Source organism: Clostridium sp. D53t1_180928_C8, from assembly GCF_015667795.1.
Classification (GTDB): Bacteria; Bacillota; Clostridia; order Clostridiales; family Clostridiaceae; genus Clostridium.
The window spans coordinates 118,015-131,215 of record NZ_JADPEL010000001.1; the positions used below are offsets into that span (position 1 = coordinate 118,015).

Consider the following 13,201-nt stretch of genomic DNA (forward strand, 5'->3'; position numbering starts at 1 on the left):
AACATTTAAGAAAATCTAAAAAAGTTTTTAAAATAGTGTTGACTTTTGTCTAAAAACACTGTAATATACAAAAAGTAGTCACTAAGACATACGCAAGGCCCCTTGGTCAAGCGGTCAAGACACCACCCTTTCACGGTGGTAACAGGGGTTCGATTCCCCTAGGGGTCACCATTTTGACTAAAAGGAATCTCAACTTTGTTGAGTAAATTCCACTAACTAAATCGAAGATTTAGAGTGTCATTAATGCGGGTATCGTATATCGGTAATACTCCAGCCTTCCAAGCTGGAAAGGTGGGTTCGATTCCCACTACCCGCTCCATTTTAAAATGTTAGGAACGAGCAGTACAGGAAATGAGGAATGAGCACCATAGCTTATATATAATAAGTGAGGAGTATAGTGACTAAATTGACGAAGTAATGCGAAGTTAATAACGGTTTAATAAGCGTGTTTAGCTCAGCTGGATAGAGCAACGCCCTTCTAAGGCGTGGGCCAGGAGTTCGAATCTCTTAACACGCACCATATTTGGTTTACTAGCTCAGTCGGTAGAGCACTTGACTTTTAATCAAGGTGTCCGGGGTTCGATTCCCCGGTAAGCCACCAAAAAGAAACTCAGTAGAGTTTCTTTTTTTTTGCTTTTAAAAACTTTGAATCATAATACTGACCAATGAAATGTAAATTCATATTATATTATGAATTGCTTTTTTGGGAGATAAGATGAAGGGTAAAGATTATGATAGAGAATATGAGTATGAAAAAGAAAAAATAGATAAGTATATTATAGAGTTTGAAGTTAGTTTAGCTAATATGGAGAAAGTAGGAGTTGCTTTTTTAGTGGCTGGTTATTCAAATTATATATATGCTGCCAATTTAGATATATTAGATGCACAAAATAGAAACAATACAGGGAAGACTTCTGAAGAAGCATTTTTATTTAGTCAAAAGTTAGTTTTATTAGGATATATATTATTGTGGATAGTTGCATTACGAAGAACATATGTGAAGGAATTAAGTAATATTTATAGGGATGAAAAAAATGATATAACAGCATACCAAAATGTTGCAAGTTCATATTTGATAAGCATAATTGCTAATGCAATGAGGCTTCAAGCTTTTAATACATTAAATAATGAAGAAGTACAATCTAAAAAAGAAGAGAATGATAACAAAAATAATTCATAAATTTACAAACCACTGAATAGAAATTAGTAAGCATATTATAAAAAGGTGGGAGAAATATGTCTGAGTATAAAAAGGAAAATATGTACAGGCTAGAAGGGAAAGTGCCGTTGGGTGATGCAATTCCATTGGGAATGCAACATGTTCTTGCGATGTATGCTGGAAATTTAGCACCATTACTTGTTGTCACTAGTGTTTTGAATATGGATATGGCTATTAAGGTTACATTACTTCAAAATGCTATGTTTGTAGCAGGTCTTATAACTTTGATTCAACTTTATCCTATTTGGAAAGTTGGATCTGGATTACCGGTTGTTATGGGAACTAGCTCTGGATTTATTCCAGTAAGCTTAGGTGTAGGAACTCAATTTGGATATGGAGCTATCATGGGAGCATCACTTATAGGTGGAATAATTGAATTTTTACTTGGATTTATAATAAAACCACTAAGAAAAATATTACCACATGCAGTTACTGGGACTGTTGTATTGATATTAGGAATTTCACTTATTGGTGTAGGTATACAATTCGTTGGTGGTGGGGTTGGCATGCAAGGAGATCCTACCTTTGGTTCTATAAAAAATATAACAATAGCATTAATAGTTTTTTTAGTTATTGTTTTGCTTAAACAATTTTCAAAAGGATTCTTAAGTGTATCAGCAATATTAATAGGTATTATTGTTGGATATATTATATCAATATTTATGGGAATGGTAGATTTTTCAGAAATATCAAAAGCAGCATGGTTTTCAATTCCAAAGCCTATTTTTATGATTGATGGAATAGAATATAGTTTTCATATAGAAGCAATAGTACCTTTTATATTAGTATACTTAGCAACTACAGTTGAGACTATAGGTGATAATACTGGAATTGCAGTAGGTGGGCTAGGAAGGGATATTACTGATGACGAGTTACAGGGAGCTGTACATGCAGATGGATTTGGAAGTGTATTTGCAACTCTTTTTGGTGTTATGCCTAATACATCTTTTAGTCAAAATGTAGGACTTGTAGCTATGACTAAAATAGTTAATAGATTTATTTTAATGACAGGTGCTATATTTTTAATATTATGTGCTTTTGTACCTAAGCTTGGAGCTATAGTTGCATCAATACCTAACTGCGTGTTAGGTGGAGCTGTAATTTTAATGTTTGCCATGATAAGTATTAGTGGATTAAATCTTTTAATTGAAGATGGAAAGATTTCAGATAGAACAGGTCTTATAGTAGCAGCATCATGTGCGGTTGGGTTGGGGTTAAGTTACTGTCCAGAAGTTATGCAATATTTACCTCAATGGTTTCAAAATATGTTTAGTCAAGCTATAGTAGGTGGATTTGTAACTGCAACAATACTAAATATAGTTCTTCCTAAAGAATTAATAAAGAATAAAAATATTAAATTATTAGATTATAATAAATAGTTATATATAAATTAAGACCTGTATCATATAATACAGGTCTTAATTTTATTATTCATCTTGAAGAGCATCATATCCTTCTTCATTAGTTCTTATTTTAATTACATTTTCTACATCTTGAACAAATATCTTACCATCACCAATTTTACCAGTGTATAGAGCTTTTTTAATAACTTTAACTAATGTATCTACAGGGATTTTACATACAACAATCTCTACCTTTAATTGTGGTAATAATGTAACTTCTAAAGGAACACCTCTGTAGAAATCGGTAGATCCCTTTTGCATTCCGTAGCCTAAAACACTAGTTACAGTCATACCTGTAATTCCTAATTTATCTAAAGCTAACTTTAATCTTTCGAATCTATCTTGTTTAGTTAATATTACAACTTTAGTGAATTTTGCATTAGATTTAGAGGTGTTATAAACAACTGGAATTGTATCTGTATTATCAAAGGTAGAATTATCTGGTATAGTTGATGTATAGACTTCAGTTAAATCAATATTAGCCAAAGTTGATGTTATAGGCATAAAGTCTGCATAACTACTTTCAAGACCATGCTCTTTTTTATCAAGTCCTTCAATCTCTTCTTCTGGAGAAACTCTAAGACCTATAGTGTGTTTAATAGCTAGGAAAACAATGGCCATAGTAAATATAACCCAAGCTATAACACATAATACACCTAATATTTGTGTGCTTAAAAATTTAAAGCCACCACCATAGAATAAACCACCATCAACTGCAAAAAGTCCAGTTAATATTGTACCAAGAGCGCCACAAACACCATGTACAGAAATTGCACCAACAGGATCATCTATTTTCAAATTCTTTTCTATAAATTCTACTGCAAATACAACTGCGATACCAGCAATAAGACCTATAAAGAAAGCTCCAAAAGGATTAACCATGTCACAACCTGCTGTAATAGCAACAAGGCCAGCTAATGCACCGTTTAATGTCATAGAAACGTCAGGTTTTTTATATCTAATCCAAGTTATTATTAAAACAGCCACTGCGGCTGTTGCTGCAGCAATATTAGTAGTCATAAAAATTGTACTTGCAGATAATATAGCCTCATCACCAGTCATTGAAACAGTAGAACAACCATTAAAACCAAACCAAGCAAACCAAAGAATAAATACACCTAAAGCACCCAAAGTTAAACTATGACCAGGAATAGCGTGGACTGTACCATCTTTAGAATATTTTCCTATACGAGGACCAAGAATTTTTGCACCAACTAAGGCAGCAACACCACCAACCATATGAACTGCAGTAGAGCCGGCAAAGTCGTGAAAGCCCATTTGTGATAAGAAACCACCACCCCATATCCAATGACCAGAAATAGGATAAATAAATGCACTAATTATTAAACTATATATACAATAAGATGAAAACTTAGTTCTTTCTGCCATGGCCCCAGAAACGATGGTAGCAGCAGTGGCACAAAAAACAGTTTGGAATATAACGAAAGCAAAGGTTGGAATTGAACTACTATAATCACCTTGGATAAATAAATCAATACCACCTATAAGTGAACCATCACCTGCAAACATAAGTCCAAAACCTATAAACCAAAATACTACAGTTCCTATAGCGAAATCCATTAAATTTTTCATTATTATATTTCCGGCGTTTTTAGCTCTGGTAAATCCAGTTTCAACCATTGCAAAGCCTGCTTGCATGAAAAATACTAATGCTGCTCCTAGTAGAGTCCAAATTGTGTCTAATGCTGAATACATAAATATAACCCCCTTTAAAATAGTTATAAGTTAGGTGTTTAAAGTAAGTAATTAAATTATTTGTATAACAATGACAGTATGATATTACTTCTAAATAATTCCTAAAACTTATAACTTTTATTGAATTTAAATGTTTTTATAAAACAATTGGCGTGTATTTACAGTAGGAATTTCTTAATGTAAATTACACGCCATTGTGTATTATATTATTTAGTTAACACTGAATAAAAGCTCACAATAAGTTGGAAGAGACCAATGGTCTTTACCTATTAATGTTTCAAGCTCATCAACTATTCCGCGTAAATGTTGCATATTGATAAATATTGATTCCCTATAATATTTTGCACTTTCAAGCAAATCAGAATGAGTTTTTGCATTTAATACAGAGGTTTCTAAAGTATCAAGTTTTGCGTAAAGATAATTACCAAGTCTTGATAAGTTGGAAAGTAGTTTTTCTTCTAATTCGCATTTAAGATTTGGATTAAGTTGTTTTTTACTATTTGCTATTTTAGCTATTTCTCCTTGGTAGCTTAAAACTGAAGGAATTATATATTTTTTTACCATATCAATCATAGTTAAGGCTTCTATATGAATAGTTTTACAGTAGTTTTCCATTAAAATTTCATATCTTGAATATAATTCACTTTCAGAAAATACATGGTGTTTAGTAAATAATTCGATATTTTTAGTATGAATGAAGTAAGGAAGAGCGTCAGGAGTAGTTTTTAAATTTAGTAATCCTCTCTTTTCAGCTTCTTCTACCCAAGCATCACTATAATTATTACCATTAAATATTATTCTTTTATGATCTCTAATAGTATCTTTTATAAGAGTATTTAAGTCTTCATCAAAGTTACTACTTTTTTCAAGTATATCTGCAAATTGTTTAAGTTCTTCAGCAACAATAGTGTTTAATACAATATTGGGTCCTGCTATTGAGAAAGTAGATCCTAACATTCTAAATTCAAACTTATTACCAGTAAATGCAAAAGGAGAAGTTCTATTTCTATCAGTCGTATCTTTAAAGAATTTTGGTAATACACGAACACCGATTTCCATTTGGCTCTTACCTTTATCTATATAGTTTGTGCCATTTTCAATTGCTGTAATAATTTCTGTTAGTTCATCGCCAAGGAACATAGAAACTATTGCTGGAGGAGCTTCGTTTGCACCTAATCTATGATCATTTCCTGCACTTGCAACTGATACACGTAGTAAATCTTGATAATCATCAACAGCTTTAATAACAGCTGATAAGAATAATAAAAATTGTGCATTTTCAGAAGGTGTATCGCCAGGTTCCAAAAGATTAGCACCAGTATCAGTAGAAAGTGACCAGTTATTGTGTTTACCACTACCATTTACACCTGCAAAAGGTTTTTCGTGAAGTAAACAAGCTAATCCATGTTTATTAGCGATAGATTTCATAAGTTCCATTGTAAGTTGGTTATGATCAGTTGCAATATTTGTTGTAGTAAAGATTGGAGCAAGTTCATGTTGGGCTGGGGCAACTTCATTATGCTTTGTTTTTGCTAAAACACCAAGCTTCCAAAGTTCTTGTTCTAATTCTTTCATATAAGCTGATACTCTTGGTTTAATAGTACCGAAGTAGTGATCTTCCATTTCTTGACCTTTTGGAGGTCTTGCACCAAATAAAGTTCTTCCACAGAAAACCAAGTCAGGTCTTTTTTCATACATTTCTTTATCAACAAGGAAATATTCTTGTTCAGGTCCAACAGTTGTAATAACCTTTTTAACAGTAGTATTTCCAAATAATTTTAAAATACGTAGTGCTTGTTTATTTAAAGCTTGCATTGAACGTAAAACTGGAGTTTTCTTATCTAAGGCCTCTCCACTATAAGAGCAAAATGCAGTAGGAATACATAAAGTACCATCTTTTATAAATGCATATGAAGTTGGATCCCAAGCTGTATAGCCTCTAGCTTCAAAAGTAGCCCTAAGTCCTCCAGATGGAAAACTTGAAGCATCAGGTTCACCTTGTACAAGTTCTTTACCGGAGAATTCCATTATTATATGGCCATCTTTATCAGGTGTAATAAAACTATCATGTTTTTCAGCAGTAACACCAGTCATAGGTTGGAACCAATGAGTATAATGAGTTGCCCCTTTTTCTATAGCCCAATCTTTCATTGCATTCGCAACAACTGTGGCAACTTCTAAATCAAGAGGTTTTCCAGCTTGAATTGTGCTTTTAAGTGATTTATAGGTCTCTTTAGGTAATTTTGCTTTCATAATACTATCGTTAAAAACTAAACTTCCAAATAAATTTGGTATATCTTTCATATTTAATAGCCCCCTTTAAAATAAAAAAAAGGCACCGTGGACTTTAAAATAGTCCACAGCGCCTTTGCTGTTTATGTAAGTATTATATTCTTGAAGATAAAAAAAGTAAATAGTTTTTTGAAAAAAAGTAAAATTATTTTAAAAATGCTTAATGTTGATAAAAAAATGTTTATATTGTATAATGTTACAAATGGACAAAGACGTTCATCAGATGTTTTTTAGATATATTTATTAATCATAAGATAAAACTTTCTTGTGAATAGTTAAAGACTCTAAAAATTATTTGATGAGCGTCTTTTTTTAGATTATAAAAAATTTTATAAAGTTTGAATATATATTATTTATAATTAACAGGGGGAAGAGATATGACATATGCAGTTAAAGAAGTTTTAGAATTTATTGAGGAAAATGATGTTAAGTTTATACGGTTAGCTTTTTGTGACCTCTTAGGAACTCAAAAGAATATTTCTATTATGCCTAATGAATTAGAAAGAGCATTTAAAGAAGGGGTGTCATTTGATGCGTCTGCGATTAAAGGTTTTGCAGATGTTTCTAAATCTGATTTATTATTATTTCCAGATCCAAGCACCTTGAGTGTTTTGCCTTGGAGACCACAACAAGGAAGAGTTGTTAGATTTTTTTGTGATATAAAAACACCTGAAAAGGAAAAGTTTATTTATGATAGTAGAGAGATATTGAGAAATATGGTTAAAAGATGTGTAGTTAAGGGATATACACCTTATATAGGGACAGAGTGTGAGTTTTATTTATTTAAAACTGATGAAGAAGGTGAACCAACAATGATAACACATGATAAAGGGGGATATTTTGATATAGCACCAATAGATAAAGGTGAAAATATAAGAAGAGAAATATGTTTGTGTTTAGAAGAAATGGGAATAAGACCAGAAAGTTCACATCATGAGCAAGGACCAGGGCAAAATGAAATAGATTTTAAATATAGTGATTCTCTTACAGCTGCTGATAATTTTATAACATTTAAATCAGTAGTAAAGGCAATAGCTACAAGAAATGGACTTTTTGCATCTTTTCTTCCAAAGCCAATTGCTGATGAGAGTGGAAATGGGCTTCATATAAATTTATCTTTGTTAAAGAATGGTGCTAATATATTTGAAAATAATAAATTTGAACAAGAAAATGTTCAGAGATTCATAGCGGGAATATTAAGCAAGGCTAAAGAAATAACTGCGTTTTTAAATCCCTTAGTTAATTCATATGAGAGGTTTGGAAAGTTTGAAGCTCCTAAATATATATCATGGTCTCATCAAAACAGGTCTCAATTAATTAGGATACCAGCAGCAACAGGAGAAAAAACAAGAATGGAATTAAGATCACCAGACTCATCAATAAATCCATATATTGCTTTTTCATTAATTATAGGGGCAGGGCTTTATGGAATCGAAAATTCAATAGAATTACCAGAAGCGATAAATGAAAATTTATATACTGCAAGTGATGAAATATTGAAAAAAATAGAAAAATTACCGGAAAATCTTGAAGAAGCCTTAAATATTGCTAAAACTAGTGAATTTATAAGAGAGATAATTGGAGAAGATGTATTAAATAGATATATTGAATTAAAGGAGATTGAACTTAAAGAGAATTTTAATGCATATGATAAAGAAAAGATAAAAAGAAAATATTTTGAATATATATAAGGTATTTAGAAGAAGTATAGTTTAGTTAGGTAATATAGTTTAGATAGATTTTATTAAAAATATCTAACTTATAACTATAATAATGGGGGCGATTTATTGGACAACATTTTAATAGTATCTAGCAGTAGAAAAGGAATGGAGTTTTTTACTGAAGTGCTCTCTCAAAACTCTTATGGAGATATTGTTACAGCGAAAAATGGTGGGGAAGCTAGAAGACTTTTAATTGAAAGAGATTTTGATTTATGTATTATAAATGCACCACTTATAGATGAATTTGGGGAAGAGTTTGCCAGAAATATAGTATCAACAGGAATAGGTCAAGCTATTTTGATTGTTAAATCGGAGGTTTATGATGAGGTAAGTGAAAAGGTAGAGAGAGATGGTGTAATTACTATATCAAAACCTATGAATAGAACTATATTTTGGAGTGCATTAAAAATAGCTAATGCAACTTATAATAAAATGTGCCAATTAAAAAAGGAAAATAATAAGCTGCTACAAAAAATTGAGGATATCAGAATGATAGATAGAGCAAAATGTATATTAATACAATATTTAAACATGACAGAATCAGAAGCACATAGATATATAGAAAAACAAGCTATGGATATGAGATCAACGAAAAGGTCTATTGCAGAAGGAATACTACGGACATATGAAAGTTAAATTAAAGACAGCAGAGAGATTTATATTAATCTATCCGCTGTTTTTTTATAAAATTAAACATATTTATAATTTTATTTTTCTTGTATAATTAAAGAAGATATTTAAATAAATTATATGAAAACATTTTTAATATTGAGTTTAAAAATAAAAAAGTATAGTTTTAATTTAAAATATAGGAGTGATTATGTGCTAATTAAAATTGATGAAAATGAATTTGAAAATAATGTTGAAATTAGATTTAATAATATTACAGAAGGGATTAATAGATTTGAAAATAAAACTTTAGAATCAGATAATTCTTATGATTTTGAGAAAAGTATGATTAGTTTCTTAGAAGAAGCTGTAAAGTTAAATGGTATAGAAAATTCATATGTTGATTTTTATTATAACAATTTAGAAGAAGATGAAAAGATAAAATTAAAACAATTTATAAATAGTGAAGATAAGATGTTTATAAAAAAATTTGAAAATGAGAATGGTATAAGTGGAGTTTATTTTAACTTAACATTAGAAAGTATTCCCTTCATAACAAGAATAACATGTAAAGAAGTTTTATTTTCTACTATATATTTTGTGAAAAAACCATTTACTATATGGGGTAATTATAATCAAAAATTTCCTGTCTTTTATAGGGAAAAGTGGGTATGTGATGAATACAGTAAATTGGCTGAAAAATTTAATTTGAAAATTACATAGAAAAAAATTAGTTACAATTAACTGTAAAATAATATAAAGTATAAAGTGTAAATGGTAAAAAAAGGTTGAAGTTAAGAGGTAAAAATAGTAGAATATAAATAATGGAATAAATTTGAATTAATACTTAATATTTCAAAAGATTTCAGGGGGTGAAATATAAGGATGGAACCAGTTATATCGGTTAATGGGAAAAGTGATTTAGAATATTTTTTTGAAATTTCAGTAGATTTTATGGCTATTATAGGGAAGGATGGTAAGGCTCAAAAGATAAGTAAATATTGTAGTGAGGTATTGGGGTGGAGCGAAAAAGAATTACTTGCACATGAGTGGAGTATGTTTGTTCACACATCAGATTTAAAATCTATTTTGAATGCTATATCAAGCGAAGTTATATTCAGTGGAGTTAGGGGATTAGAAGTTAGATTTAAGTGTAAAAATGGCGACTATAGATGGGGAGAATGTAATTGCCGGTTTATTAAAGAGAAGCAAGTATACATTTTAACTGCTAGAGATATAACTGAGGAAAAAAATATAATAGAGGAAAAAATTGCTTATGAAAAGGCAATAGAATTAGAAAGTATAAAAAGTGAATTTTTTTCTAATATATCACATGAATTTAAAACACCGCTAAACATAATATTAGCAACAATGCAAGTTATAAATAAAAATATTGAAGTTAAAAATATTATATCAACTGATGAGGGAAATTTAAATAAATACATGAATTCTATTAGACAAAATTGCTATAGGCTACTTAGATTAGTCAACAATATAATTGATATTAGTAAAATGGATTATGGGTATTATGATATTCAATTAGGTAATTATAATATTATAAGTGTTGTTGAAGATATTACTATGTCTGTTTTAGAGTATGTAAACAATAAAGGTATAGAGCTTATATTTGATACTGAAGTTGAAGAGGAAATAATTGCATGTGATCCAGATAAAATAGAAAGAATAATATTAAATCTATTATCTAATGCAATTAAGTATACAAAAGAAAATGGTAAAATATATGTTAATATAGGAAAAGATAATAATAATATTTATATATCAGTAACAGATAATGGAATAGGAATTCCTAAAAAGAAACTTGATACAATATTTGAGAGATATGCTCAAGTTGATAATAAATTAACTAGAAGATTTAATGGGAGTGGAATAGGATTATCACTTGTTAAGTCACTTGTCAAAATGCATAAAGGTGATATTTATGTAGAGAGTAAAATTAATGAAGGTAGTAAATTTACTATAAAATTACCTATAGTACAAGTTGAAACAAGGAATAAGAAGATTAGTGATTTAACAAAATCTAAGGTTGAAAAATGTAGTATTGAATTTTCTGATATATATAGTTGAAAATAAATAATTAATTAAAGTTTGAACATCCCTCTGATTTACTAGGCAGAGGGATATTCAAACTTTAATTATATTTATTATAAAGTTCATCTAGAGAATTTTTGGGCATTAATAAGTTAATAAAGTAGCTCATTATTAATACACCAGGTATATCTATCAATAATCTAGATAAAGTAAATTTATATCCTAGAGCTGAGAATTCAAATAATAATGTTGAAGCTTTAGTTAGACACCAGGCATTCATAAAAATAATTATATTAGAAAATTTTGCTCCCTTTTTTATTAATACTGCAGTAAAAGGAAAGGAGGCGTACATTGGTCCAGCAGCTATTGATCCTATTAGCATAGATAAAAGAATACCAATTACTCCAGATTTATTCCCCATATATTTTACAAGTTGTTCTCTAGGAATCCATACATCTATTAATCCTAATAAAATCATTACAGGTGGAAGAACAGACAGCATTTGTAATATACTTGATGTAGCGGTGTTTATAGTTTGTGTTAAGATAGAGTTACTAAAAAATGATAATATTATAAGTACTAATAAGGAAAGAAAAAAATTTTTATATCTTTTAAATATCTTTATTACAATATTCATATGATAATCATAATCCTTTCAAGAATAATTCCTACAAAAATTGAGAACAGGAATGCAATTAAATTTCTTAAGAATGCAGCTCTTTTACCAATATATTTAGATTCAAGAGTGAATGTCATAATACCAACCAATGTTAATGAAGAAATTAGAGCGCCAACTTGAGCATATCCAGCACCGTTTAAAAGTAATGTGTGACCAAGAGAGAAAGCAACAAAAGTAGGCATCATCGTAATAGAGCCTATAATATCAGCAAGCATAATGCCAAAGAAACCTGAGTTATTTCCTAGTACTTTAGATATTGTATCTGTAGTGAAAAATGAAAGAAGTATGCCAACCGTTATTATTATACAAAGAAATTGAGGCATTATATTTTCAAATGATTTTAAACCTAAAATAATAGCTTTTTTGGTTTTTGATTTATCCTTTAAAAAAGAAATTATTAATAAAATTAAAGATAAGCTATATAAGATGATTGATGTCATAAAAACCTCCTAAAACTAATTTAATAATATTCTATGATTAGTAAAAAAAGGTACTAATGTAGGAGAAAAATAGTACTATTATTTAAATTTATTTTTCAGTAACAGTACTATTAAAAATAGTATAAGAATTTATACAAAACTTCTATATCTAGATATATAGGAGTTAAAGTTCCATTTTGCAAGAAATGTTTTAGCAGAATTATATCCGGAGTTAAATAAATTTAAGTATTCATCTTTAGAAATTCCAAAATCTACAATCCCAACATCGTATGTTCTTATTTTAATAGTTCTAACTGAATCTTTATTGTTTAAAAATGCTTCATCATCTTTAGTAAGTATTGTATCTATTACATCGCAAGAGTATGTTATTAAATTACTTTTGTTTGGATGTACCGTTTTTAAATCTCCATTACTAATGAGTTTTAGTCCAAATGTAGGCCAACGTGGATTATTTTCAACATCAAAAAGCCATATTGGGAAATTACTTAGAAGTCCTCCATCGACTATAAAACTTGAATTTTTACCGTTTTTAAGAATTACAGGATTAAAATAAAAAGGAATGCTAATACTCATTCTGACGGCTTTAGCAATACTAAAATCTAATGGATCGATATTATAATTTATTAAATCATCAGGAAGAATTAGTAATTTTTTATTTGTTACATCAGAAGCAATCACCTTTAAAGGACTAACACCATTTACAGCTATATCTTTAAACTTACTCTTTCCTTTGGCTTTATATAATTTATTTAAGTAATTTTCTATATTATTACCGGAAAATAATCCTTTGTTTTTAAACAAGCTTATTGTAGGACCTAAAAATGGTAAAAGAGTTAAGTTGTTTTTTGCGTAAAAGTCCTTAAAATCTAGATCTAAAAGCATATTTTTTAAGTCTTTTCCAGTGTATCCTACCGCCAATAAGGAGGTTACTATAGCACCAGCAGATGTACCAGCGTATTGTTCAAATGTATAGCCTTGTTCTTCAAGATAATAAATTGCTCCTAATAATGCAATTCCTTTTACTCCTCCACCTTCACAAACTATATCTGCTTTCATTTACTCACCACCTAATA

The 13,201-nt window shown here is 29.6% G+C and carries 11 protein-coding genes and 4 tRNA genes; 10 read left to right on the plus strand and 5 right to left on the minus strand.

Annotation, left to right across the window (positions count from 1 at the left end):
- The first annotated feature begins 96 nt into the window (after positions 1 to 96).
- From I4V51_RS00515 to I4V51_RS00540, 6 genes are all read left to right on the plus strand, one after another.
- Positions 97 to 171 (plus strand) — tRNA-Glu (locus I4V51_RS00515).
- Positions 172 to 245: 74 nt separating this feature from the next.
- A tRNA-Gly gene (locus I4V51_RS00520) sits at positions 246 to 319 on the plus strand.
- 124 nt (positions 320 to 443) lie between these two features.
- A tRNA-Arg gene (locus I4V51_RS00525) sits at positions 444 to 520 on the plus strand.
- A 5-nt stretch (positions 521 to 525) separates the two neighbouring features.
- Positions 526 to 601, plus strand: a tRNA-Lys gene (locus tag I4V51_RS00530).
- Between the two features lie 114 nt (positions 602 to 715).
- Positions 716 to 1,180, plus strand: coding sequence for a hypothetical protein (locus tag I4V51_RS00535; protein WP_195986377.1), 465 nt, complete (start codon positions 716 to 718; stop codon positions 1,178 to 1,180).
- A gap of 56 nt (positions 1,181 to 1,236) precedes the next feature.
- The gene (locus I4V51_RS00540) at positions 1,237 to 2,598 is read left to right on the plus strand and encodes a nucleobase:cation symporter-2 family protein (RefSeq protein WP_195986378.1); all 1,362 of its coding nucleotides are present in this window, start codon (positions 1,237 to 1,239) and stop codon (positions 2,596 to 2,598) included.
- Positions 2,599 to 2,646: 48 nt separating this feature from the next.
- Here the strand turns inward: I4V51_RS00540 and I4V51_RS00545 are convergent, their stop codons facing one another.
- Positions 2,647 to 4,338, minus strand: a complete 1,692-nt coding sequence (locus I4V51_RS00545) for an ammonium transporter (protein WP_195986379.1) — start codon at positions 4,336 to 4,338, stop codon at positions 2,647 to 2,649.
- Between the two features lie 210 nt (positions 4,339 to 4,548).
- Positions 4,549 to 6,642: a glutamine synthetase III gene (locus I4V51_RS00550; RefSeq protein ID WP_195986380.1), complete on the minus strand. Its 2,094-nt coding sequence runs from the start codon at positions 6,640 to 6,642 to the stop codon at positions 4,549 to 4,551.
- A 365-nt stretch (positions 6,643 to 7,007) separates the two neighbouring features.
- On the opposite strand from I4V51_RS00550, the gene I4V51_RS00555 reads away from it, so the two are divergent.
- The 4 genes from I4V51_RS00555 (at position 7,008) to I4V51_RS00570 (ending at position 11,045) form a co-directional block, all read left to right on the plus strand.
- Complete coding sequence (locus I4V51_RS00555) at positions 7,008 to 8,321, plus strand: glutamine synthetase family protein (RefSeq protein WP_195986381.1); 1,314 nt, start codon at positions 7,008 to 7,010, stop codon at positions 8,319 to 8,321.
- A 96-nt stretch (positions 8,322 to 8,417) separates the two neighbouring features.
- A complete protein-coding gene (locus I4V51_RS00560) occupies positions 8,418 to 8,987 on the plus strand; it encodes an ANTAR domain-containing protein (protein WP_195986382.1) in 570 nt (189 codons plus the stop codon).
- A 186-nt stretch (positions 8,988 to 9,173) separates the two neighbouring features.
- Positions 9,174 to 9,683, plus strand: a complete 510-nt coding sequence (locus I4V51_RS00565) for a hypothetical protein (protein WP_195986383.1) — start codon at positions 9,174 to 9,176, stop codon at positions 9,681 to 9,683.
- A gap of 162 nt (positions 9,684 to 9,845) precedes the next feature.
- Positions 9,846 to 11,045, plus strand: coding sequence for a PAS domain-containing sensor histidine kinase (locus I4V51_RS00570; RefSeq protein ID WP_195986384.1), 1,200 nt, complete (start codon positions 9,846 to 9,848; stop codon positions 11,043 to 11,045).
- A gap of 64 nt (positions 11,046 to 11,109) precedes the next feature.
- On the opposite strand, the gene I4V51_RS00575 is transcribed toward I4V51_RS00570, so the two are convergent.
- From I4V51_RS00575 to I4V51_RS00585, 3 genes are all read right to left on the minus strand, one after another.
- Complete coding sequence (locus I4V51_RS00575) at positions 11,110 to 11,646, minus strand: permease (protein WP_195986385.1); 537 nt, start codon at positions 11,644 to 11,646, stop codon at positions 11,110 to 11,112.
- Positions 11,643 to 12,128, minus strand: coding sequence for a permease (locus I4V51_RS00580; RefSeq protein ID WP_195986386.1), 486 nt, complete (start codon positions 12,126 to 12,128; stop codon positions 11,643 to 11,645). Before I4V51_RS00580 ends, I4V51_RS00575 begins: the two co-directional genes overlap by 4 nt.
- A 129-nt stretch (positions 12,129 to 12,257) precedes the next feature.
- Positions 12,258 to 13,184: a patatin-like phospholipase family protein gene (locus tag I4V51_RS00585; RefSeq protein WP_195986387.1), complete on the minus strand. Its 927-nt coding sequence runs from the start codon at positions 13,182 to 13,184 to the stop codon at positions 12,258 to 12,260.
- Between the last annotated feature and the right edge of the window lie 17 nt (positions 13,185 to 13,201).

Bases quoted from the DNA above. Each gene is read 5' to 3' on its own strand.
- I4V51_RS00540 (WP_195986378.1), top strand. From the start codon at position 1,237: ATGTCTGAGTATAAAAAGGAAAATATGTACAGGCTAGAAGGGAAAGTG.
- I4V51_RS00570 (WP_195986384.1), top strand. From the start codon at position 9,846: ATGGAACCAGTTATATCGGTTAATGGGAAAAGTGATTTAGAATATTTT.
- I4V51_RS00580 (WP_195986386.1), bottom strand. From the start codon at position 12,128: ATGACATCAATCATCTTATATAGCTTATCTTTAATTTTATTAATAATT.
- I4V51_RS00535 (WP_195986377.1), top strand. From the start codon at position 716: ATGAAGGGTAAAGATTATGATAGAGAATATGAGTATGAAAAAGAAAAA.
- I4V51_RS00555 (WP_195986381.1), top strand. From the start codon at position 7,008: ATGACATATGCAGTTAAAGAAGTTTTAGAATTTATTGAGGAAAATGAT.
- I4V51_RS00575 (WP_195986385.1), bottom strand. From the start codon at position 11,646: ATGAATATTGTAATAAAGATATTTAAAAGATATAAAAATTTTTTTCTT.
- I4V51_RS00585 (WP_195986387.1), bottom strand. From the start codon at position 13,184: ATGAAAGCAGATATAGTTTGTGAAGGTGGAGGAGTAAAAGGAATTGCA.
- I4V51_RS00545 (WP_195986379.1), bottom strand. From the start codon at position 4,338: ATGTATTCAGCATTAGACACAATTTGGACTCTACTAGGAGCAGCATTA.
- I4V51_RS00550 (WP_195986380.1), bottom strand. From the start codon at position 6,642: ATGAAAGATATACCAAATTTATTTGGAAGTTTAGTTTTTAACGATAGT.